General features: G+C 54.0%; 17 protein-coding genes. 14 read left to right on the top strand and 3 right to left on the bottom strand.

Features of this window, described 5'->3' with window-relative positions:
* The first annotated feature begins 76 nt into the window (after positions 1-76).
* From KK062_RS14575 to KK062_RS14560, 4 genes are all read left to right on the top strand, one after another.
* The gene (locus KK062_RS14575) at positions 77-1,018 is read left to right on the top strand and encodes an ATP-grasp domain-containing protein (RefSeq protein ID WP_254085044.1); all 942 of its coding nucleotides are present in this window, start codon (positions 77-79) and stop codon (positions 1,016-1,018) included.
* The gene (locus tag KK062_RS14570; protein WP_254085043.1) at positions 1,015-1,674 is read left to right on the top strand and encodes a LysE family transporter; all 660 of its coding nucleotides are present in this window, start codon (positions 1,015-1,017) and stop codon (positions 1,672-1,674) included. The genes KK062_RS14575 and KK062_RS14570 overlap by 4 nt, the downstream gene beginning before the upstream one ends.
* 129 nt (positions 1,675-1,803) lie before the next feature.
* On the top strand, positions 1,804-4,560 hold the full coding sequence (locus KK062_RS14565; RefSeq protein WP_254085042.1) for a WG repeat-containing protein: 2,757 nt from the start codon (positions 1,804-1,806) through the stop codon (positions 4,558-4,560).
* 98 nt (positions 4,561-4,658) lie between these two features.
* A complete protein-coding gene (locus tag KK062_RS14560; RefSeq protein ID WP_254085041.1) occupies positions 4,659-6,122 on the top strand; it encodes a serine hydrolase domain-containing protein in 1,464 nt (487 codons plus the stop codon).
* 11 nt (positions 6,123-6,133) lie between these two features.
* Here the strand turns inward: KK062_RS14560 and KK062_RS14555 are convergent, their stop codons facing one another.
* Positions 6,134-6,601: a hypothetical protein gene (locus tag KK062_RS14555; protein WP_254085040.1), complete on the bottom strand. Its 468-nt coding sequence runs from the start codon at positions 6,599-6,601 to the stop codon at positions 6,134-6,136.
* Positions 6,602-6,736: 135 nt separating this feature from the next.
* On the opposite strand from KK062_RS14555, the gene KK062_RS14550 reads away from it, so the two are divergent.
* Positions 6,737-7,141, top strand: coding sequence for a response regulator (locus tag KK062_RS14550; protein WP_254085039.1), 405 nt, complete (start codon positions 6,737-6,739; stop codon positions 7,139-7,141).
* Between the two features lie 85 nt (positions 7,142-7,226).
* The gene (locus KK062_RS14545; protein ID WP_254085038.1) at positions 7,227-9,329 is read left to right on the top strand and encodes a PAS domain-containing sensor histidine kinase; all 2,103 of its coding nucleotides are present in this window, start codon (positions 7,227-7,229) and stop codon (positions 9,327-9,329) included.
* Positions 9,330-9,332: 3 nt separating this feature from the next.
* On the opposite strand, the gene KK062_RS14540 is transcribed toward KK062_RS14545, so the two are convergent.
* Complete coding sequence (locus KK062_RS14540) at positions 9,333-9,866, bottom strand: DUF4269 domain-containing protein (RefSeq protein WP_254085037.1); 534 nt, start codon at positions 9,864-9,866, stop codon at positions 9,333-9,335.
* Positions 9,863-10,852: a GlxA family transcriptional regulator gene (locus KK062_RS14535; protein ID WP_254085036.1), complete on the bottom strand. Its 990-nt coding sequence runs from the start codon at positions 10,850-10,852 to the stop codon at positions 9,863-9,865. Before KK062_RS14535 ends, KK062_RS14540 begins: the two co-directional genes overlap by 4 nt.
* Before the next feature lie 152 nt (positions 10,853-11,004).
* Between KK062_RS14535 and KK062_RS14530 the strand changes: the two genes are divergently transcribed.
* The 8 genes from KK062_RS14530 to KK062_RS31240 all read left to right on the top strand — a co-directional run bounded on the left by KK062_RS14530 (position 11,005) and on the right by KK062_RS31240 (position 23,817).
* A complete protein-coding gene (locus tag KK062_RS14530; RefSeq protein ID WP_254085035.1) occupies positions 11,005-11,757 on the top strand; it encodes a DUF899 domain-containing protein in 753 nt (250 codons plus the stop codon).
* Between the two features lie 489 nt (positions 11,758-12,246).
* On the top strand, positions 12,247-13,845 hold the full coding sequence (gene susR, locus KK062_RS14525) for a SusR family glycan utilization regulator (RefSeq protein ID WP_254085034.1): 1,599 nt from the start codon (positions 12,247-12,249) through the stop codon (positions 13,843-13,845).
* 232 nt (positions 13,846-14,077) lie between these two features.
* Entirely contained in the window at positions 14,078-17,029 is a 2,952-nt protein-coding gene (locus tag KK062_RS14520; protein WP_254085033.1) for a SusC/RagA family TonB-linked outer membrane protein, read from the top strand.
* A 17-nt stretch (positions 17,030-17,046) separates the two neighbouring features.
* Complete coding sequence (locus KK062_RS14515) at positions 17,047-18,651, top strand: RagB/SusD family nutrient uptake outer membrane protein (RefSeq protein ID WP_254085032.1); 1,605 nt, start codon at positions 17,047-17,049, stop codon at positions 18,649-18,651.
* A gap of 10 nt (positions 18,652-18,661) precedes the next feature.
* Positions 18,662-20,314, top strand: coding sequence for a SusE domain-containing protein (locus KK062_RS14510; protein WP_254085031.1), 1,653 nt, complete (start codon positions 18,662-18,664; stop codon positions 20,312-20,314).
* A gap of 18 nt (positions 20,315-20,332) precedes the next feature.
* Entirely contained in the window at positions 20,333-21,709 is a 1,377-nt protein-coding gene (locus KK062_RS14505) for an alpha-amylase family glycosyl hydrolase (protein ID WP_254085084.1), read from the top strand.
* A gap of 147 nt (positions 21,710-21,856) precedes the next feature.
* Positions 21,857-22,981 (top strand): hypothetical protein, encoded by a 1,125-nt coding sequence (locus KK062_RS14500; RefSeq protein ID WP_254085030.1) that lies wholly within the window; start codon positions 21,857-21,859, stop codon positions 22,979-22,981.
* Positions 22,982-23,031: 50 nt separating this feature from the next.
* A complete protein-coding gene (locus tag KK062_RS31240) occupies positions 23,032-23,817 on the top strand; it encodes an NADase-type glycan-binding domain-containing protein (protein ID WP_438835938.1) in 786 nt (261 codons plus the stop codon).
* Positions 23,818-24,954 lie beyond the last annotated feature (1,137 nt).

Raw genomic sequence — 24,954 nt, 5'->3', positions numbered from 1 at the left:
TAAAATAACAAACTGGGAATATTGGCCGACTTACGTGGTGTATGGACCTTTATACATATACTGGTGCTGGCTGAGTATGAAAGCGCGATCCTTTTTCTTTTTCAGCGCCGCCAACCCGGGCATCCAATATGCAGGGTTTGTACAGGAAAAGAAAAGTGATATTTATAAATTAATTCCGCAACAATACTATCCCCGGACAAGGCTTTGCACGCCGGGTGAACCGGCCAGCCATCTTATTCATGAATTGAAAAATAGAGGATTGACGTTCCCGTTGATAGCAAAGCCTGATATGGGTCAAAAGGGCATTCAGGTAAAATTGCTGGAATCCGAACAGGAACTGACGCTGTACAGTCAGACCACCCGGGTGAATTTTCTCTTACAGGAATATATACCATACGAGCAGGAAGTGGGTATTTTCTATTACCGTATTCCCGGGGAAGAAACAGGGCATATCTCCGGTATTGTAGGGAAGGAGTTTTTGACTGTCACCGGAGATGGCAGGTCGAGCATTGTATCATTGTTGAAGCGGCACGACCGTTCCCTATTACAGTTGTCTGTGCTTAAACGCACGTATGGTGAATTTCTCGACACCATACTCGCGAAAGACGTGTCCTATGTTCTGGTGCCGTATGGCAACCATGCCCGGGGCGCCAGATTTATAAACCTGAACCATAGAATAACCGATGCGCTCACCCGTACCATCGATAAAGTATGCCAGCAAATTCCAGGGTTTTATTATGGGCGGATGGACATAAAATTTAATAGCTGGGAGGAAATGTTGGAGGGGAAATTTTCCATTATTGAGCTCAACGGTGCAGGCAGCGAGCCGACGCACATATACGATCCCGCGTGTTCCATATTTTACGCCTGGAAAGAGATCCATAAGCATTGGCACCTGTTATACACCATTAGTACCTTGAATGTGCGGAAGAAGAGGCTTTTTTTAATGAAGACCACCGATGGCATCAGAATGATCAGAGATCATTACAAACATGTACGACGGATGGCAAAAGTATGATCGGAAGAATAAAGCTCATAGCCTGGGCGTTATCCATCAGTTTCGTTGGCTCGCTGCCATTAGGCACGTTAAATCTCGGCGTGGTGAGCTACGTGTCTCACCACAACCTGGTGGGTGCAATGTATTTCTCGATTGCAGCCATAGCAGTAGAAATGGGGATAGTCAGAGTTGCGCCTATGGCACTGGCGAGAATAGCGAAACTAAAGCGATTTCATATTCTGTTTAGCGTGCTGGCATGTTTACTATTGCTGGCATTTGGGCTTACTACGCTTGCTGCGGCAAAGACGATGCAACCGATTAAGGGCGAAGTTCCGGTAGGAAACCTTCATCCGGTAGTCGTCGGGTTATTGTTAAGTGTTGCCAATCCGCTTCACTTGCCATTTTGGATGGGATGGACGGCCGTTCTGAGATCGAAGTCGATATTGGACGATAATCGATCCTCTTATAACACGTTTGTAATTGCCATTGGCGTCGGTACGGCGTTCGCTTTTATGGTATACGGCGTAGCGGGCCTTTACCTGACAGATTTATTGGGTCGGTACCAGGAATGGCTGAATCGGATCATTGGCGCTGCGCTAGTCCTGACGGCATTGACACAGCTATACAAAACCTTTTTAACGCGGAAAAAGGCCATTACAGCTCCGGTGGGCCCGTGAAACTCGGCATTTTTCAGGCGTGCTTTGCGGCTGGCATGGTCGATTCTCCATCTTTTTTTATCTTGCGCGTGCTTCAGACCCCCTTCTGACTTGTCAGTTCATTATCAGCACATTCCCTTTTTATTCTCTATGCAAAAAAACGTTTACACACTCCTGGCAATCTGCTGCCTGGCTGTAGTGATTATCGCATGCGACTCCCATGAATCAACGTCCGACGCCCGGCTCTTCCCCATCAAAGAAAAGTCCCGCTGGGGCTACATGGATGCCAGTGGCAAGGTCGTTGTGGCGCCCGCTTTCGACTATGCGTGGGACTTTGCCGAAGGCCGCGGCCGTATCAAAGACAAAGGACGCTACGGCTATGTTAATATCGATGGCGAGGTAATGATCAAACCCTCCTTCTCGTATGCCGATGATTTTAAAGGCGGCTATGCGCGTGTAAATGTGACGGACACCACGGTAGCCGATGTCACCTTCGACGGCTATAGCCTGAACCGGGGCTGGACGTTTGTCGACCCGGCCGGCGTTGTCTTTGACCAGACCTTCGCCAGTGTAGAGTCGTTTAAGGATGGCGTATCCACGGTAAAAGATGACCCGAGCTATGACGCAACGCCGCGCTATGTGTTGGCGCATGATGGCAAGTTGATCCTGCAGGAACGCGTGGCCACGGCGGTCTTTGCCTTTAACGACGGTCCCCTCGCACCGGCCTCCGATCCCGAAACGGGCAAGGTGGGCATGGTCAACCTGGAAGAGCAATGGGTGGTAGAAGCCTCGTTCGACGAGCTGGCTCCCTACTCCGAAGGCCTTGCGTCGGCCCGGAAAAGCAATCAATATGGCTACATCGACGAGCAAGGAAACTGGGTGTACTCGCAAGTGGTGCCGGTAAACGAAGACTTTTCCCCCGATTGCCGCCCCTTCAGCAACGGATTGGCTGCTGTACAGGTCGCCGAAAACACATACCAATATATTGATAAAACGGGCAAGCCGGCGTTCAAAGGCCGTTTCAAGACGGTCAGCAACTTCACGGCAGAAGGATATGCCATCGTCTCCACCGCTGCGGGCACGGGTGTTATCGATAAGACAGGTAATTGGGCGCTGAAGCCTAACCTCGACGTTCAGAGTGTTGAAAAAGGAATCGTCCTCTATAGATCAGGCAAAGGCATGGGCGCCCGCGCCCTGGCCACACAAAAAGACATCGTGCCTGCGGAGTATAGCAGTATTGAGTTTGTCGGCTCGCTGCTGCGCCTGCGCAACCTGGGCGCCACCGCCGGTTATATCGACGCGCGCGGAGAATTTGTCGTACCGCCGCAGTTTACAACCGCATGGCCATTTGCCAAAGGCCGGGCCATTGTAGAAGGGAAGAATGAACTGATTTACATTGACAAGACCGGCCACAAGCTGGGCACGGTGCCTGCCAACGAAAGCCCGTACTATTACGGCGATCAGTATACCTATGTTGCCACGCACGACAACAAATTCAGCTTTTTAAATCAGGACGGTGGAAAGACTGTACCCAACGAATATGACTTTGCAACCGACTTTGAAGGCAAAATAGCCCGGGTAAACCAGGGCGCTACTTTCCACGAAGAAAACTATGTATATACCGGCGGTAAGTGGGGCCTGATTGATAAGAAAGGAACGAACCTCGTGCCGGCCACCTATGAGTTGATCATGCCCTATCACAAAGGTACCGCGCTGGTAAACATCGGCGGCACGGCCACCTACTCGCTCTGCGAAGGCGAATGCGAAGAAATGGTATACTACACGTGCGAAGGTGGCAAATGGGGGCTGATAAACGAAGCCGGCAGCGTGGTGATCGAAGCAAAATATGATCGTCTCATCCCCTTTGGCGATAACTTCCTGGCCGGACAAGAAGGCCAGTACAGCTTGCTCAATGCCGCAGGTGAGGCTGTAAACGAAGGTTCTTTCTCGATTAGCCTCGAAGAAATGGAAGCCGGGTTTATACCCGCCTGGTATACCACGCATTTTACGACCGCCTGGCAAAACGAAAAGTCAGGCGTATTGAGTACGGCGGGAAAATGGCTGGTAAAGCCTGAATACGATGGCGTGGTATATAAAGATCAGGCGGCCGAAACGCCATTCACCGAGGGGCTCGTAGTCGTACAGTCCGGTGACAAATGGGGCGCGGTAGACGAGGCCGGTACGGTAGCCATCCCGGCCGAGTACGAAGGCTTGCGCAATTTCGCGGGTGGCCTCGCGGCAGTCATGAGCAATGGCCATTGGGGTTTTATCGATAAGGCAAATACCAACGTGATCGAGCCGACTTATGCGGCTGTGCGCGACTTCCAGGGCGACGTAACCATTGTACAGCGCGAAGAAGGTGCACCTGAATTTGTCATCGATCGCAAAGGCGCTACGCGCGTGAAGGCCGATCCATCGATTACCTACAGCTACGAAGGATTTATCGACGGCCTGTGTGCCATCACCAATGGTGACGCCGCGGGCACATCCACCGTGATGAACAGCCACGGCAAAATTTTGATCTCGAGTGCGCTGCTGAACGAAGTTAAAGTGCAACGGGGTGGAATGTTCTATGCCGTCCAAAATGACAAGTGGGCCATCGTCAATGATCAAGGTGTGATGATCACCGGCTTCGAGTATAGCTGGATAGAGTCTTATACCGGCCAGGAGCTCATTCGTTGCAACAAAGGCGGCGAAATGTATTACGACGAAATGACCGGCGAACCCAACGCCTACGGCGGGCTGTGGGGTATGATTGATACAAAAGGCGCCGTTCGCATCCCCTTGAAATTCGCAGACCTCGAATCGTTCTCAGAAGGTTTAGCCGTGGCGCGTTCGAGCGAAGACCTTGACGAAGTGGGTTATGTCGACCTCACCGGCAAGGTGGTGAGTGCGGTTAAAAAATAAGGACAAGCTCCCGACAAGGCATGCCCATTCCGCAACGCGGGATGGGCATACTTTTTAAAAAGCTTTTTAGTATATTACTAAAAGCTTTCAACCGCCGCATGCCTCGCAACCACCCCATACTGACATTACGCCTCGCCATCGCTACCGTTGTCGCCCTTTCGTCTACAATCCGGGGGCGCGCCGCCGCGTGTGTGCAAACGCAAGACTCCCTCGAAGCCCACATTGACCTGCTGCTGAAGGACCATATGGGCACCAACCGCCCGGGCGCCGTGGTGGGCATCATTCAAAACGGCAAGCTGGTATTTCAAAAAGGCTACGGCATGGCCGACCTGGAAAGGCAAACGCCCAACGGCCCCACACGTATATACAAGGCCCCTGCGCTCAGCAAGCAATTTACCGCCGCGGCCATCGTACACCTGGCGCAGCAGAAAAAGATCTCGCTCGACGACCGCCTGCAGAAGTATATCCCGGAATTCCCGTCCTACGGAAAGAACATCACCATCAATCATTTACTATATCATACCTCCGGCATTCGTGACTACCTCGTGCTCATGTGGATTAGCGGCAAGAACCTGGAAGAAGCCTTCACCAACAAGGAAGTGCTGAAGACCATCGTGCGCCAGGAATCGCTCGACTTTGAGCCCGGCCAACGGTGTGTATACAGCCATTCGAATTATGTCTTGCTGGCCGAGATACTCGAGCGTGTCACGGGCAATACGCTGTTCCTCTATTCCGCCCGCAATGTGTTCGGCCCATTGGGCATGCCCGGCAGCGGCTTTGAGGGCGAGCCCCGCGTGTTGCGTAACAAACCTCTGGCACCAGGCTATAAAAAGCCCGGCGCGCGCTACCTGCCATACAGAGACCGGAAGCAAGCTGTGGGCGACCGCGGACTCTATACCATGCTCAGCGACCTGGTCGTGTGGGACCACATCTTCTACGACACACTATCCACGGGCCTGGGTCAGGCCTTGCTACTACGCGGGGCACTTACCGATGGTACGGCGGTGCCCTATGGTAAAGGCATCATCCGCAGCCACTACCGGGGGCTGCCCGTACATACCCACCCCGGTACATTTCTGGGCTACGGCGCCGACATGCTTCGGTTCCCCACCAAACGCACCACCATCATATGTTTGACAAACACCGATGCGATCGATCCGGAAAAACTTACACAAGACATAGCCGACATCTACGTATTTGGCGAACGCCCGGCGACAACCACCGCGCCGGCAGCCAGGACAGTCGATGAGGCCAGTGGGGGCATGACGCCGTCTTCGGCGGTAGTAGGGGGCGAAGCCCTACGCGAGTTTGCCGGTACGTATTATAGTCATGAGCAACAGGCCACCTATTCGTTCTTTATAGAAGGCGGGGCACTGTGGTTTGTAGTGGGCACTAATCCAAAAATGAAAGTGGTGTTGTGGAAAAAATACGAGCGCATCTCTTTCCCATACCACGGGCAAGAAAACGTCACGATCGACTTTCAGCGTAACAGTCTGGGACGCGTGGACGGCTTTATATTATCCGCTCCACGCGCCACCAATCTGAGGTTTATAAAAGAATAAAGGGAATCTTTTTAGCGAGTACGGGCCGGGCTCAGCCAACCGACACCCAGCCAGCCTTTGCGAGGGGCCGTATCTTTTTTACGGGCAGCCAGTGCCAGCAGGCGGCCCTTTTCCGGAAAGAGAATGGCAGCGTTCTCCGTGCTGACATCAAAAAAGCCAACTTCGTATTTACCGGCCAGTGCCAGGGCCGTGGTGTAAGCGGCTTTGGCTGCAGCTTCCGAAAATGAGACGTAGATGATATCCTTACCAATACTATAATCCGCCAGGTTGTTGTACATGGCGTGCGCAAACGGACCGTTCGCCGCCGGAAAAACCTTTACCATTTCGGATAGCCAACCCCGAAGGGAACGCGATACGTGGGCCAATCCTACGTTGCCGTGGTTTTCCACCCACGTAGTCTGCTCTTCGTACCATTGCATGAACTGTGCCCGGCTCTTCGGCGCGGACTCCTTTGTGAATACCATCAAATCGTAGCTCATAAGTAAAAATAAGGCATTAAAAAAGCGCACCAACCCCAAGTCTGCCCGCCGCCCGCGTGAGTTGGGGTAACACTTGAACGACTGTGGACGATTCCCTACCTTTCGACTTTATTGTGTAATGGATCCAAAGGCGTAATGGAGTACAAAATATGCTACCTCATCGACGACGACATCGATGAGCAGGACATTTTCGAAATGGCGTTGACCGAGCTCAACAACGGAGTACAGCTTATTTACGGCAACGACAGCCGTACCGCCGTCAAAAAGCTTAAGCGCGAGAATTTTGTACCCGACTATATCTTTATAGACATTAACATGCCCCAGCTCAATGGCTGGGAATGTTTGCAGGAGATTCGCAAAATTCCCCACCTGGCGCGCATCCCCATCGCCATATATTCCACCTCCATTCCCGCCGACCATAAAGCCCGCGCGGGCGGTGCACACGTCTCCGCCTTCATCCGGAAGCAACCTAACATTCCCGACCTCATCAACGTACTCCGCGACTTCTTCCATACGCACGACCAACCCACTCACCTGTAATTCGGCCGGCAAAGCTTTGCATCCACCGGGCTGCCGAACCATATTCCGGCCCCATGGCATGCTTTTAAATACCGCTTCCTTCAGTATGGAGAAGGATATAAGTGCCGGTAATACATCGTTGGATCATACCGGACAAGAACGTTTACAAACAGCCCTTACCCTGGCTGGCATCGGTACCTGGGAGCTCGACCTGCGTCGCAGTGTGCTTGCGTGGGATGCCCGCTGCCAGGTGTTGTTCGCCTATGACGGCGACACCATTCCCTATGATCGTTTTTTATCCTTGCTTCATGTCGACGACGCCGAGGCTATCGACGAGACCCTCCAACGCATGCTGCGACCCACGCCCAAGGGGCGTTTCGAAATACGGTACCGCGTGCCGCTTCCCGACGGACAAATCCGCTGGATTCAATCCAGAATAAAAGTATACTTCGATATCGACGGCACCCCACAGTGCTTGCAGGGAACTGTGCAAGATATTACCCACTTTATACAAGACCACGAAGTCACCGCGCACATCACTCAGCAATACGAAGAGCTCTTTCGCAATGTAACCAACAGCTCGCCCACCGGCCTCTGGCTTTCCGATGCCGGGGGAAAGCTGATCTATGTAAACAAGATCCTGACAGAGTGGACCGGCCTATCCTATAATGAATTGTTGGGTAATGGCTGGCTGACTGCGCTGTTGACTGACGACCGGGACGCTAGTATAAAGGCCTTTCAGAAAGCCGTGGACGCACGGACGCAGTACGATGTGCTCTTCCGGCTATGCAAGGCCAACGGCGACGTAGTCTGGTGCCGCGCAGTAGGCGCCCCGTATTATCACGACGCCGAGTATGCAGGACATGCAGGCTATTGCTTGGACATACACGAACTGGCGACCGCCTCCAACGAGCTGCGCATCAGCGAAGCCCGTTTTCGCGGATTGATCGAAGACGCTCCGGTGGCCATGGCCATCCTGGTGGGTCGTGACCTGGTCATCGACCTTTCCAATGATGCGATGATCCGGCTCTGGGGTAAAGGGAAATCCATCGTTGGCAAACGGCTGCGCGATGCGCTGCCCGAGCTGGAAGGGCAGCCGTTCTTACAACTGCTCGACGAGGTATACACCACCGGCATCGCGTATCACTCCAAAGAAGCGCAGGCAAACCTGGTCGTCGACGGCGTGCTGCGCACGTTCTATTTTAACTTTACCTACCAGCCCCTGTTCAATACCGCGGGCCAGGTATATGCCATACTCGATGTAGCCACCGACGTAACCGAACAGACACAGGCAAAACAACTCCAGGAGCGTACGGCAGCCGAGCTGCGTGCGTTACAATCAGACCTTCAACAACAAATACAACAGCGTACTGAAGAGCTCGCCGTCAGCAACGAAGAGCTTCAGGCAACCAACGAAGAACTGGCCTCGACCAACGAAGAGTTGGAGGACGCCAACCGCAGCCTGGTACACTCCAACACCGAACTGGAGCAATATGCCTACGTCGCCAGCCATGACCTGCAAGAGCCGTTGCGCAAGATCCGGATGTTTAGTAGCATGCTGAATGCGCATCCCGGCCTCTCGCCCGAGAGTCACCGTGTAGTAGCAAAGATCGAGCAGTCGTCCGAGCGAATGTCGCTGCTCATCCAGGGGCTGCTGGACTTTTCACGCCTGCTCAAGTCTGAGTCGCGCATGGTACCCGTAGACCTGAACAAGATTGTGACCGACATTATAACCGACTTCGAGCTAACCATTACTGAAAAAAAAGCTGCCATCCGGGTAGCCGCATTGCCGGTCATAGAGGCGGTAAACCTGCAGATGAATCAATTGTTCTACAACCTCATCAGCAACGCGTTAAAATTTACCACCAGTGGTACGATCCCAACCATCGACATCCGCAGCGAGCGTGTGAATCACGAGTCACTGCAACCATACCTCGCCAGCCCATTGCTGTTTGCCAAGTATTATCACATTACCGTAGCCGACAACGGCATTGGCCTGGAAAACAAATACGCCGAACAGATCTTCGAAGTCTTCAAGCGTCTGCACGGCCGGGAAATATACCCGGGTTCGGGCATCGGCCTGGCACTCTGTCGCCGCATTGTTAACAACCACGGCGGCGCGATCTATGTCGAATCGCAGGTTGGCAAGGGTACCACCTTTCACTTGCTGCTACCCGACCGGAACAACAATCCGAACATCTCGGAATAAAAATTAAACAATAGCCGTACCAAAGTCGAGCAATGCCTGGTACGGATCGCCTGCGAGCGCAAGAAGTTTGGCAAAGGCAGGTTCTGTTTTATACCCTTCGTGTTTTAAGGATAATACCTGTTGCCGAAAAGCTTCTCCCTTTTCTTGTAAAATGACATGCTCGATCACCATGTGCCGGTATCCTGTCTGCTGTGTAACCGGTATATGTTGGCCGAATACCTCGATGGCAAAACCTGCCGTGGTAAAGTTTGCGACAACCGTGTCCTCACCGCGGAGCCTCATGCGGCGAAGAGCAAATTCGTCAAACCCAACAAAGGTTTTTTCGACATCATAATAAAACGATGCGGCATCGTCAAAGCAGCAAAGGATGTCGAGGTCGCTTGAGGGGAGATCGACGTTGATCGGAATGGTGCCCGCGAGCACTGGGGTGTAGGCGCGCAGCGGCGGAAAGATCGCGGGACCGGACAATAAAGTATAGACTGCCTGCTGCCGTGTTGTACCATGGCGCAGGTAATCTATCGTACGAAAATCGATCATACCGCCTGGGCCAGCACAGCCGCCCGGTTGTATTTGCGTTGATACTCCTGCGGCGTCAGGCCGGTGATACGTTTAAAGATCATGCGAAACGTCTTCACGTCGTTGTAGCCCACGTCATACATCAGCGAGCTGATGTCCTGGGAGCTTCGCTCCAGTGCTTTCTTGGCTGACTCGATCTTCACGCGCTGCAGGTATTCCAGCGGTGTGTTCTGCGTGGCCTTTTTAAAGCGACGTATGAAATTGCGCTTGCTCATGTTCGATTGCTCGGCAATCTCCTCCACCGAGATCTGGCGGTGGTAGTTCTCTTCGATGAACATCTGCGCGCGGCGTATATCGTCGTCGTCGTGTTTGCGTTGTCCCTGGAACACGGCAAAGTGCGACTGGCTGGTGCGGTCCATGTCGATGGAGAACATCTTGCTCACCATAATGCCCACTTCACGGCCGCAAAACTTTTCAATGATATACAGCACCAGGTTGAGAGATGAGAAGGCACCGCCGCTGGTATAAATACCCTCCTGGTCGGTGATCACCATGTCAGAAAGTATCTTTACATCCGGGTAGCGCTCGCGCATATCGTCCAGCGCCATCCAGTGCGACGTGCACGACTTACCGGCAAGTACGCCCGACTCCGCGAGGAAATAGCTGCCGAAGCAGAGACTGGCCACTTCCACACCGCGGTTGTGCATGACCTGGATCCAGTGAACCAGGGCCATGTTCTTTTGCAGAATAGGATCGGGCATGCCGTTAAAAGCGGGGGCAATGATAAGGTCGGTATGCGTAATCTCTTTTAAAGTTTTGCAGCGCACACCGGGAGCGGTGATGAGCAGCGGATTGTTCTCTTTCTTCTCGCAAACCAGCGACACTTCAAAGGCCGGCGGCTTGCCCATAGTCTCCAGCATGCGATTGGTGCGCACAAGCATGTCCAGCGTTCCGGTGACACACGATAAAATAGCATCTTCGTAAACCAACAAGGATATCTTCTTCATGGCGTTTTGGGTGGTAGGGGTTATTCGGGTTTCGCTACTAACAAATATAAACGATTTCGCGTGGCACAAAAACCCCTTGAATTCGGCATTTATACGCACCCCGTTTTCTTCGATTCAAGCCGAAATTTGAAGAAACGAAAACAAAAAAAGCCATGCACATACACCAATCAGAGCCGGAGTCCCGGATCGTATCCCAGGAGCAGTGGCTTGCTGCCCGGCGGAAATACCTCGAAAAGGAAAAAGAGATGATGCGCCTCCAGGACGAGCTCGCCCGCCAGCGCCGCGCCCTGCCCTGGGTAAAAGTCGATAAGGAGTATATCTTCCTGGGTCCCCACGGTAAAGAAACCCTCAGCCAGCTATTCGACGGCCGCAGCCAGCTGATCATTCAGCACTTCATGTTTGGGCCGGGCTGGGAGGAAGGATGCGTAGGCTGCTCCTTCAAAGCGGATCACGCCGACAGCGCCAACCAGCACCTCATGCACCACGACGTCACCTTTGTATCCGTATCGCGCGCCACGCTGCCCGAGATTGAGGCCTTTAAAAAACGCATGGGCTGGAAATTCAAATGGGTATCATCCTACGAAAGCGACTTCAACTTCGACTTCCACGTATCGTTCCCCAAATCAGACGCAAACGGAAAGGTATACTACAACTATAACATGATACCATTCGAAAGCGAAGAGCTCCCCGGCACCAGCGTGTTCTACAAAGACGAGCAAGGCACCGTATACCACACCTACTCCTCCTACGGTCGCGGCGACGAGTCCCTCGTAGGCGCCTACGCTTATTTAGACATGACCCCCCTGGGTCGCAACGAAAACGGCCCCAACAAAGACCTCACCGACTGGGTCCGCCACCACGACAAATACGAAGCCGTCCCAGTGAAAAGTAACTGCTGCCACTAACGCAATACCTTACCCCCAAGGCCGCAAGAAATTACACGGCATCTGGCGCAAGTCTTAGCCCCGTCTCGGGGCGGAGACTTGTGCCTACCCTGGTGCCAGTCTTCAGACTGGCGTATAAAAATTTAAAGCCCGAAGCCTACAACATGAACTGCTGCCAACATTCAAAGCCAAAAAAACAACACACCCGTCGTGCAGCACTCGCATTACTCTTCCCACTCGCCCTACTAATTCCCAAATGCCCCGTCTGCATCCTAACCTATATCGCCACCGTTAACGGTCTCTTCTACATCACCCATCATCCTACACCCAAAGCACATACTGCAGAAATCCCCCTCTGCACCATGCGCCGCATACCGTCGCAAGAGTGAATTAGCAGGTAGCCACCCGGCCTCGCCGCTTGTCCCTTTGGACAAAGCTTTCTATCTTGTCTGGGCTACTCCGTTTTACCCGTTGGTGGACCGCAGTGGATCCAGACTCTATCCAATCTTTATGCGGTTTTTCCTGACAGTAGGCTTATGTATCGTTGTGTCGCTGGGCTGTGCCAAGGCTGCCCCCGACATTGATAGCCTGTTGCAACAGCTTAACAACACCATCGAAAAGCGCGACGTCTTTTTAAAAGAAAAGCTCGCCCGCATTGAAGGCTATAAACGGCAACTGGGCAAGATAGACTCTGTGCAACAGTACACAGTATACAATGCCATCTACGAAGAGTATAAGTCTTTTATCTACGATTCGGCCTTCATCTACGCCCGCAAGCTGCAACACCTGGCCCGCTACCTGCGCGACCCGAACAAAATTGCCGCCGCGCGAATCAACCTGGGCTTTATATTAGTCTCTTCCGGACTGTTCAACGAAGCCCTCGATACCTTGCGTACATTGCACCCCTCCGGCCTCACGGACAGCCTGCGCGCCGCGTACTATTTTCTCCGCGCCCGCACCAGCTACGACCTGTCGGATTTCAATCGCGATAACTTCTACAGTACGCAGTACACACGGCAAGGCAATGCCTACATCGACTCGGCCATGGCGCTTGTACGCCCGGACCGGCCGTTGTATGGGCTCATGAAAGGACTCAAACATTTGCACTTGCGTGAAATGCCCGAAGCCCGCCAGGCCTTTGAATCGCTTATTGCACAACACAATCTCGCCGATGCCGACTTTGCCGTGGCCGCCAGCACGCTCAGCTTTATTTACTTCTATAGTAATGAGCCCATCAGGGCCAAAGAAATGCTGATCCGCGCGGCCATTGCCGACATTCGTGCGTCGACAAAAGAAACGCTCGCCACGCTCAACCTGGCAGATATGCTGTACAAAGAAGGCGATGTACACGGCGCCTATAAATATGTCAAGATTGCCATGGAAGACGCCAACTACTACGGCGCACGCCATCGTAAGGTGCAGGTGGCCGCGGTATTTCCCATCATCGAAGGCAAGCAGCTCAGCCTGGTGGAATCGCGGCGGCGCATCCTGATGTTCTATTCCACCATCATCACCCTGCTGTCGGTTGTCACGATCGGCTTTGCCATCATCATCTACAAACAATTTCAAAAACTGCGGGCCGCGGAAAAGACCATTTCCGATGCCAACCATGTACTGACCGAAACGAACCATCAGCTGCGCGACGCCAACAAGATCAAAGAAGAGTACGTGTGGTATTACTTCACCACCACGGCCGAGTACATCACGCGCCTGGATGCACTAAAAAAAACGCTGGAGCTAAAGCTCATGACCAAAAAGCTGGAAGACATGCGCTTTACCATCGAAAGCATCAACGTAAAAAAAGAGCGGGAAGACCTCTACCACAATTTCGATAAAGTCTTCCTCAAACTTTTCCCCGACTTCGTATACGCCTTCAACGCGCTCTTTAAAGAAGAAGACCGCATTGTATTAAAGGAGGGACAGTTGCTCAATACCGAGTTGCGAATCTTCGCACTCATCCGCATGGGCATTCACGACCATGATAAGATCGCCCGCATCCTCGACTATTCCGTCACGACGATCTACACCTACAAAACGCGTCTCCGCAACAAGTCCATCTTGCCCAACGAGGGATTTGACAGGCAGATCATGGCTATCCGCGCATTATAACCCGTTGGAATGCCTTTAAAAGGATGAGATTTTTCCCGACCAAGGGGTTTCGCAAACGGTTGTACGACAGTAAATTAAGGATCTTACACGCCATCTTTTTTCTAGATTTTGATCCGAAGAGTTGAAGCGACCCGCCTTGGGCCGCGTTCTTTGTTCCATCGCGCAAACGTTTGAAACGCACCCCTTCGATCGGCGCTTGCGCAATGCGAAACAACCATCTAACCCAAACCGTATGAACAGAATCTATCGGCTCACAGGCAAAGTGCTCCTGCTGCTCTGCCTGCTGGCCTCCCACGCCTGGGCACAGACCCGCACCGTCACGGGCACTGTATTGGCTTCCGACGACGGCGCCACCATACCCGGAGCAAACGTATTGGAAAAAGGCACCGTCAACGGCACTGTCACCGACGCCCAGGGAAAGTTCAGCATCACCGTGCACGATCAGGCCACGCTCGTCATCACGTTCGTGGGGTACGCCACGCGCGAAGTAGCCGTCGCCGGCCAAACCAACCTCAGCATCACCCTCGACCCCGACGTAGCGACCCTCAATGAAGTGGTCGTGGTGGGTTATGGCACCATAAAAAAAGCCGACGCCACGGGATCGCTGGCGGTAGTCGACTCGCGCGCCTTTAATAAAGGTGTCGTCAACTCGCCGCAAGAGCTACTCATGGGGAAAGTGGCCGGCGTGGCCATCACCTCCAACAGTGGCGCGCCGGGTAACACCTCGACCATCCGCATCCGCGGCGGCTCATCCCTCAGCGCCAGCAACGACCCGCTCATTGTCATCGACGGCGTTCCGATCACCAACAACAACCTGGGAGGCTCGCCCAACATCCTGTCCACCATCAATCCGAACGATATTGAAACCTTCACCGTGTTAAAAGATGCGTCCGCCACGGCCATCTATGGCTTGCGGGCATCCAACGGTGTCATCCTCATTACCACCAAGCGTGGCGGTCGTGCATTTTCGGTGTCGTATAACGCCACGGCTACTATTGCCACCGCACCGCGCAAGGTAGACGTATATAGTGCCGACGAATTTCGTTCGCGGGTGCGCGAGCACTACGCATCCAACCCGCTGGCGCTTTCCCTGCTCGGCGATGCCAACACCGACTGGCAGGACGAGATTTATAAAGATGCCGCCGTCGGCCAGGACCACAACCTGACGGTATCGGGCACCGCCTATAAAATACCGTATCGCGTATCGGTAGGATATAACAATACCGATGGCATATTAAAGACCTATAACTTCGAGCGAACCACCGCCTCCATCGCGCTCGACCCCAGCCTGCTCGATGGCGCGCTCAAGATTGCCATCAACGTAAAGGGAATGTACAATACCAACAACTTTGCGGACCAGGGCGCCATCGGCGATGCCATCGCCTACGATCCCACGAAACCTGTTTACAGCCCCGGCTGGCGCGGATATACCACCTGGACACGCAACGGCGCCAGCATCGACCTGGCGCCTGGCAACCCCGTGGCACGCCTCGCCCTGACAAATAATACATCGATCGTCAAGCGCAGCATCGGGAGCGCGAAATTTGAATACAGCGCCCCCTTTGTAAAAGGCCTGCGCGCCACGCTCAACCTGGGCTATGACTATCAACAAACCTCCGGCCACAACAACGTAGCCGACAGCACCCAGTGGGTATACTTGCCCTCGGTCGCACAGGGCCGCCTGAACCCGTATGAAGCCACCGCCAAAAACCAACTGCTCGACTTCTATGTAGACTACAGCAAAGAGCTGCCGTCGCTCTCGGGCAAGCTCGACGTGATGGGCGGGTATTCCTGGGCGCACTTCTACAGCGAAGGTGCCGACTCCACCATGACCCGCGCCGGCGAAGGCGCCACCCGCGTCAATGTCTACGAAACCGAGTATTACCTGCTGTCCTTCTTCGGTCGTGCCAACTATACTTTCCACGATAAGTATATGGTCACCGCTACCCTGCGTAATGACGCTACATCGCGCTTCGACAAGGATGTGCGTTGGGGGTTGTTTCCTTCCATAGCCCTGGGTTGGAAGATCAACCAAGAAAACTTCCTGAAAAACAGCCAAAGCGTGTCTGACCTGAAACTGCGCCTGGGATATGGTGTCACCGGTCAACAAGACATTGTCGGCAACGACTACCCGTACATTGCTACCTATACCCGCAGCGACAATGCCGCGCGTTATCCCTTTGGCTCAACGTATTACAATACGCTGCGCCCCGACGGCTACAACCAGCTGATCAAGTGGGAGACGGCCAGGACCTGGAACGCCGGTGTTGACTACGGTCTGTGGCAGAACAAGATCACCGGTTCATTGGATGTATACCGCAAAGAATCCACCGACCTGATCTCTTACATCGCCCCGGCGGCGGGCACGAACTTTACAGGCAGTGTCATCAGCAACGTCGGCAGCATTGTAAACCGCGGAGTGGAGCTAAACATCAACGCCGACGTGATCTCGAACGACGACGTGCAGTGGACCGTGGGCTACAACATAACCTATAATAAAAATGAAGTAACCAAGCTGACGCTGAACAACGACCCCGACTACTTTGTGCCGACGGGCGGCGTAGGCGCGACCACCGCGGGTACGATTCAGGCGCACCGCGTAAGCTATCCGCGCTCGGCCTACTATGTATACCAGCAGGTATATGATGCGCAAGGCCGTCCCGTGGAAGACGTCTATGTAGACCGCAACGGCGACGGTTCCGTCAACTCCAGCGACCTTTACAGCTATAAACAGCCCGACCCGATTGTGTATATGGGTATCAACTCGCGGCTCAACATTAAACACTGGGACTTTTCTTTCATGGGCCGTGCCAATCTGGGCAACTATGTCTATAACAACGTCGCCGCCAACAGCACATACCAGTCGCTGTTTAATTCGCAGGAGTTCCTGGCCAACGTCAGCACACAAGCGGACAAAACCCGGTTTACGACGGGTCTCAGGACTCGCTTCTCTGACTTCTACATCGAGAACGCCTCCTTCTTTCGCATGGACAATATCAACCTGGGCTACACCTGGGAGAACGTATACCGCGAACGACTCAACGTGCGCGTAGGGGTGGGGGTGCAGAACGCATTCGTCATCACCAACTATTCGGGCCTCGATCCCGAAGTGTCGGGTGGATTGGACAACAACTTCTTTCCCCGTACCCGGTCCTATTTCCTGAACCTGAATTGCCAGTTCTAACCTCAGACCACACGCTTATGAAACACTCTATATTCCGGGCCTATGCAGCCCTGCTGACCACCGCCCTGCTGATCTCCTGCGTGGGCGACCTGGACACCGAGCCTCTGAATACCCGCGTGTCGACCGCCACGCTGGTCTTTAAAAATCCGGAGTCCTACAAAGAATTCCTCGCCAAACTGTACGGCGCCATGACCCTCACGGGCCAGCGTGGTGAGTATGGGCAGCCCGAGCTGTCGGCGCCCGACGAAGGCACCACGTCGTTCATGCGCATGTATTGGAGCGCCCAGGAGATCACCACCGATGAATGTGTTTCTGCCTGGGGCGATGCGTCGCTGATCGAATACCATTCACACAACTGGTCTGAGCAAAACTTCTATGTGCAATTGCTTTACCAGCGGGTCTTTATCAACATTGCGTATTGCAACGAGTATATCCGCGCGGCATCGTCGCGTGTGGATGGTCTGGAAGCCGGCCTGCGCGAAGATGTAAAACAGTACATCGCCGAAGCTAAATTTCTGCGTGCGCTCTATTACTACTTTGCACTTGACCTCTGGGGCAACGTGCCCTTTGTAACCGAAGACGATGCCCCGGGAGCTTACCTGCCGCGGCAAATCAAACGGGCCGACCTCTTCGCCTACATCGATCAGGAGCTCACGGCCATCCTGCCGGAACTGGCGCCGCCGGGAACAAATGAATATGCCCGTGCCGACCGCGCCGCGGCGTGGATGCTGCTGGCGAGGTTGCACCTCAATGCCGGTGCCTACCTGGATAACGCCGGTACCGACCACTACACGCAGGCGATCAATTATTGCCAGGAGATCATCCGCTCGGGAGCCTTCTCCCTGGTCGATGATTATAGCGCACTGTTCCTGGCCGACAACGACCGACTTCGCGAGGAGATCATCTTTTCCATTGCCGAAGACGGCGACAACGGTCGGAGCTATGGCGGCGTAACGTTTATTATACACGCCGCGTCAGGCGGTAACCTGGATCTTGTCAACGACATTGGCGTTGCCGCATCCGGTGGTTGGGCGGGTAGCCGCTTCACCAACACCTTTGTGCACAAATTTGCCGACCCTTCGGGCGAGACCGATCGTCGTGCCTTGTTCTTTACCGACGGCCAGACGCTCGACATCACCAACGTCACCAACTTCCGCGAAGGCTACCTCAGCCGCAAGTTCCGCAACGTAACGTCTACCGGCGTGCGCGGCAAGAACGACACCTTTGTCGACACCGACTTTCCGTTGTTCCGCCTGGCCGATGTATACCTCATGTATGCGGAAGCCGTGCTGCGCGACGGCACCGGCGGCGATCGCGCTACCGCGGTACAGTATATCAACCTGCTGCGCCACCGCGCCTATGGCGACGACAGTGGCAACATCGGCGACGGCGACCTGACGCTGCCGTTCATACTCGATGAGCGCGGCCGCGAATTGCACTGGGAGGCGCAACGCCGCACCGACCTGATCCGCTTTGGCGTCTTTACCGGCGACGACTACCTGTGGGACTGGAAAGGCAACGTCAAGGCAGGCGCTGCCACACCGGCGCACGTCAACCTCTTCCCGATCCCGCTGGTGGACCGTGCCATCAACACCAACCTGGACCAAAATCCTGAATACTAAAGCCGACGCCATGAAACGACTATCGATACTTCTATATAGCCTCTTGTTTCTCTTCGCAGCCTGTGAAAAAGACGAGACCCGCGTGCAACTGACAGCCGACGCTACCCCAGCCGTTATTACCACCAGCGAAACCGAGCTGAGTCAACCGATCAATGCCGAAAGCCTGGACGACCAGCTCGACATCCGCTGGGAAGAAGCAGCATACGGTGTCACCACCGAAGTAACCTATACCCTGGAAGTCGACGCTGCCTGCCGCGACTTTACACAACCCGTCGCGCTGGGCTCTACCGCGCGCAACACATTTGCCATGACGCTGTCCGAGCTCAATGCCAGGCTCGTCAGCGACCTGAAGCTCGCGCCACACCGCGAGGCCACCGTACAGCTGCGCATCACGTCGGCGCTCAACGGCAAGTTTCCGCAGACATCCGAAGTGCGTACGTTCACCATCACACCGTGGAGTGAGCAACCCCTTGCATTGTGGCTAGCGGGTGGCGAAAATGCACCAGGGATCTATACCACCGATGACGATCAATACGAAGGCTATGTATACCTGCAGAACAACCAATCTTTCCGCTTTGCCGAAAGCCCGACCTGTCCCAACACAACCTATAGTCAGGGCGCATTGGCCGCTACGCTGGACGCAGGGGAAAATGCACCAGCCATTACAGTAGCCGAAGAAGGGTACTACAAGGTCAATACAGACATCAACGGTCTCACCTATCAACTGACTAAAACAGATTGGGGCCTGATCGGCACCGCCACAGCCGGTGGCTGGAACAGCTCTACCGAAATGACCTACGATGAGGCCACCCGCACATGGCGCGTGACCACCGACCTGAACAGCGGCGCCCTGAAGTTCCGCGCCAACAACGCATGGGACCTCAACTACGGTCCCGCCAACAGCGACGAGCTCGCCGGCACCCTTGCACAGACCGATGCGGCCATCAATATAAACGAGCCCGCCAACTATACCATCGTACTCGACTTCAACCGCGGTGCTGCGCCCTACAACTATACGTATCAAGTAATCCGCAACGCCGATATCGGCACGCCCGCTACCCTGTGGATACCGGGTGGCTACCAGGCTTCCGGCGGCGACCCGTCTCAATCCGACGCGCTCACGATTTATGCATTGCCCGGCACCAACGACAAGATCTTTGAAGGCTACGTAAGCATAGCCGGTCCAACGTGGATCAAGTTCACCTCGGCACCCGACTGGGGTCATATTAATTATGGCAGCGCAGGCGAGAACGCACTAAGCGTTGACGGTGCGGCGGCAGGGATCGACGTGCCCCTGGCAGGCTATTACCGCGTGCAGGTAAACATCGAGGCGCTAACGTACCGGCTGGACAAGATCGATAGCTGGGGCCTGATCGGCACCGCCACGCCGGGCAGCTGGGACAGCTCCACGCCGATGGCCTACGATGCCACCAGCAAAACCTGGAGCAAGACCGTCAACCTGGTAAACGGCGCCTTGAAGTTCCGCGCCAACAACGGGTGGGACATCAACTACGGCCCTGCCAGCGACCAGCTGCAAGGCACCCTGACCTCGACCGATGCCGCAGTCAGCATTTCCGAACCGGGTAGCTATACCGTGCGCGTAGACTTTACGCGGTCCACGGCGCCGTATCTCTATACCTATACCGTAATTAAAAATCCTTAAGCCTTTTTTGAATTGATCATGACTTTGATGATGATGAAGAAGATCTGCTTCATGGCCTGCATGTTGCTGGCCTGCGGCAGCGAAGACAGCGCCCCGCAACCCAAACCGGACAACGACGGCCCGAAACAATACGGTGTACCCTTTGCCCATGTACCCGACCCGCAAAACGTCGTGCTATACGAAGTGAACCTGCGGGCGTTTAGCCAGGCCGGTAACTTCCAGGGCGTGATCGACCGGCTTGACAAGATCAAAGCCATGGGCATCAATACCCTCTGGCTGATGCCGATCTTCCCGGTGGGGCAAATACGCTCCGCCGGCGGCCTGGGCTCGCCGTATTCCGTCAAGAACTACCTGGAGGTAAACACCGAGTTTGGCAACCTCGACAAACTACGCGAGCTGGTGCAAAAAGCGCATGACCGCAACATGGCGGTAATCATCGACTGGGTCGCCAACCACACCGCGTGGGACAACCCGTGGATGCAAAACAAATCGTGGTACACGCAAAACGCCTCCGGCGAAGTGATCATCCCGCCCGGCACCAACTGGAACGACGTAGCCGAGCTGAACTACGACAACGCCGACATGCGCAAAGCCATGATTGCCGCCATGAAGTATTGGGTGCTCGAAGCCAACGTCGACGGCCTCCGCTGCGACGCAGTAGACTTCGTCCCGACCGACTTCTGGAAACAAGCCCTGGACGAGCTCAAAGCGATCAAAGACCGCAAGCTCATTCTCCTGGCCGAAGGTGGCAAAGCCGAAAACTTCACGGCCGGCTTCCAGATGAACTATGCGTGGGACTTCTATACCAACCTCAAACAAGTATACCGCGATGGCAAAGCTGCCACGTCCATCTTCACCACACACCAGGCCGAATACAACAGCATCCCCGCCGGCGCGCACAAACTGCGCTACACCACCAACCACGACGTATCTGCTTACGAAGAAACCCCGATGGGCCTCTTCAACGGTGCCGCCGGCGCCCTGTCCGCATCGGTCATCACGATCTTCACCAGCGCCGTGCCCTTACTATACAGTAGCCAGGAAGTTGGCCAGGACGCCAACCTGCCCTTCTTCACGCGCACGCCCATCGACTGGTCGGCCAACCCGTCCATGCAACAACAATACGAAAAGCTGTTTGCGGTATATAATTCCTCGGCAGCCTTCACCACGGGCACGCTGACTTCCTATCCCCACAACGACATCGCCGCCTTCAAACGCAAAAACGGCCCCTCCGAGTACCTGGTCCTGGTCAACACCCGCAACACCACCATCACCTACACCCCCGACGCCACCATCCAAAACACAACCTGGACCAACTCATTGACTAACACCGCCGTTACCCTTGGCACCACGGCGACCCTGGCACCGTACCAGTACCTGATTCTGAAGAAGTAATGCCATAAGGGGAGACAGCGTGAGTGTGAGCGCGAGAGCGAAGAAAAGGCAGATTGCCCTGTTTCGCTCCCGCTCTCACACTCACACTGTTTTGTGCTGCATCTCCGCCGTTTTTGTATCTTTACCAACCGCAGCCCCCAAATCGCCATGCGCTACCTGTTTTTTCTCACGCTCTTACTCGCAACTTTTTGCGCACAATCCCAACACGCGATTGTTGTCGACACGGTCACCCTAACAGAAACCATCGACAACAGCGTCGTCTCGCAGCTTCCCCGCGTGCGCGACACGTCGGGCCGCAATGGCAAGGCGGTAGAAAAGATCAATTCCTTCCTGCTCGACAGGTTTATGATCAACAGCTTCAATCAAAAGGACCTCACCGAGTTCCGGTGGTACGGTGTCAGCTTTACATCCGAAATAAAAGAGAACCGGCTCTTCCTTGCGTTTGCCGGAGAATACTACGGTGCCTACCCGACCAACGTAGAAGAAGAGATGTTCTTCGACCTTGGCACGGGCGACAACATCCAAAATCAAAACATCCCTTTCGAAGCCTTGTTTACACTGGTGGGCTACACCGATTTCTTAAACCGCTATTGGCTAACGAGTGCCAAAGGGGCCTTCCAAACGGCCATGGAATGCGCCGGCGACATAGACCCATACTGTAGCTATTACGATATCGATTGGTACGAAATCAAGAACGGCTGGTTATACTTCTCGCTCACCGGCGACTGTTTCCCGCACGTGGCAAGAGCCTGTGCTCCGGACATCATGCGGTCAATGCCCGTGGATTCGCTCAGGCAATACCTTAGTCCGATGGGAAAGAAGGCCCTGTTAGACGACGCTTACACCACCAGGTACGGTATCGATAAGTGTCTGTATAACCAGCAGGTAAAAGGCGAGCTGCCTACCAACCTGTTCCTTTTTGGAAAGATAGACAGCCAGCATGCCTTCACCATGGCCATCAACCTGGACAAAAGCTCGGACAAAGTCACAGGCTACTATTACTACGACGACAAACTCCAGCCACTAACGCTCACGGGCCGCTACACCCCTCAGACGATCACGCTGACCGAAACGGTGAACAAACGCCCTACGGGTAAATTCGAGTTAAAAATCGATCGCGAGTATAAAAAGGGCGCTTATAACCTACACTACAATCAGTCTGACATAATATACCTCTCAGGCTCCTGGAGCGACCCCGCCGGCAAAGCCAGCCTCCCCATTACTTTCGACGAGTGTAAAGTAACCGGATCGTTAAAACGTCTGGAACGTTGACGGTTTATAGTTGGTGCGTAGCGGTATTGGTGCCTGTATAAAGCAATTCCATGAAACCATACGTTGTTATTTCGCTGTCAATTATCTCATCTTGCGTCTTTGCGCAGCAACCCGTAAAAGAGTATTCGCCGAGGGAGATCTTTCCGCTGAACCTGTCGTCTGAAGGCGCGCTAAAACGACAACAAGATGAAGACCGTTACGCCGTAATACAGAAGAAGATGATAGAAGAAAATTTTGGACTTCAAACGTTCTCCGTTGATGATCAACGTATCTATCGGGAGGTAGACGCAATGTACGATTCGGGCCCGGATCAAGGCTACTGGGATGCTGTAGATGGTGGCTGCAACTGGTACTGTGCCGGCGGCCCGAAAGAAGTACGAGCATCTTCTGAGCTAAAAGCACAAGGTGAGAACACATACGCCGCTGAAAACGTCCACGACCTAAGCTATAAAAACGCTTGGGCAGAAGGCGCACCTGGTCCAGGCATCGGTGAATATTTAGTATACACCTTTGCCGCTTCAGCCCCACGAGTCACCGAAATCATTGTTGCCAATGGGTACATCAAAAGCGAACGTGCCTACCGCGACAATGCCCGTGTTAAGAAGTTGAAAGTATACCTCAACAACAAACCCTTTGCTATCTTAAACCTGGAAGACAGACGTTCTACTCAGCACTTCCCTTTTCCACCCATCGGCAACGGCGACCGACTGAGTAGCGACTTTAAGAACCTCCCTCCTTGGACGCTCAAGTTCGAAATCCTGGAAGTTTACAAAGGAGCCAAATATGATGACACCGTCATTACCGAGATTTACTTCGATGGGATCGACGATCACTGATTTCTGAGACGGGCGTTTAGACTTGTGTTCTTCCGCAATATCCAGCGTATAGTCGACATGATCCTGTGCAGCGACCTGAACAACATAACTGTAAGCTGTTTCAACCTGCCGCGCTTCCATTTTCTCCGCCTTCATCGTATACACATACCGCACGTCAGGCTCCCGATACTCCCCCAATTCTTCTTCAGGCTCCACAGCAGGCATATCTTCCGTCACCGCCTCATTCACCAGGGGCACTTCATCTTCCTCAAGCCCATCATCGTCAACCCCATCCCCAGACGCCTCATCCTTGCCACGCAACGCTAAAATCTTCGCCGCTCCAAACCTCTTAACTTCCTCAATCTTCCCATTCTCCCGAAACGCCCCATACTGAATTCCAATCGCCAGCATCAACGTCCACCCATCCTCCGGCGGAAGTGTTTCCATGGCTAATTCCAGTGCAGTGCTTCCCATCCCTTTCAACGACGGATTCCAATCCGTCGAAGCAAGTGTCGCATAACACGAAGGATCATACCAATTCGCCGCCAGGTATTCTTTTGCGGGTATATCATAATTCAAGTCGGGCACAATCCCCAACGTAATCGTCAGGCGAAACATCGCATGGTTATTCTGCGGGAAATAGTTAATATCGCGTAGCAGCTCCGGAATTTCCACGCGTACCGAACGATTGGCCCGGTCCATCGTATAGTATACGGGTGTGCGCACGATGGAGTCGAAGCTGGGGGCCTTCTTGGTAGTGAGAAAACCTTCGAGGATACGTGCGTGCGCTGACAATGTAATTTTTCGGCGGCCCCATTCGCCGGTGCCATCGCGCAGTTGTACCTGGCGCATGATGCTGTTGATGTCGCTGCCAAAATTATAGTCTGATAGCTGTTTGATGTGGTGCATCGCCAGCCGCACATAGCTGCCTAGGCGCGAGCAACCGCCAAACTCCGACATGGTGTGGCGCGTGTTTTTAAAGCTGGGATCGCTTTTAATTTTTTCGCGGCTAGGGCCGCCTTTACGCCGAACAATGATCTTGTCAAAGCCACGCATGCGATACGCGCTCAACATGTCCAACTTACCGGTAAAGGCGAATGGTCCTTCAAGAAAAGGCATAATCGATTAGTTTTAGGGTAACGAGAGGGTTTTAGACAA

Origin of the sequence: Dawidia cretensis (assembly GCF_018598175.1) — a bacterium.
Lineage (GTDB): Bacteria > Bacteroidota > Bacteroidia > Cytophagales > Cyclobacteriaceae > Ohtaekwangia > Ohtaekwangia cretensis.
Note: the sequence above shows the minus strand (reverse complement) of the source record. Positions and strands in the feature narration are given on the sequence as shown.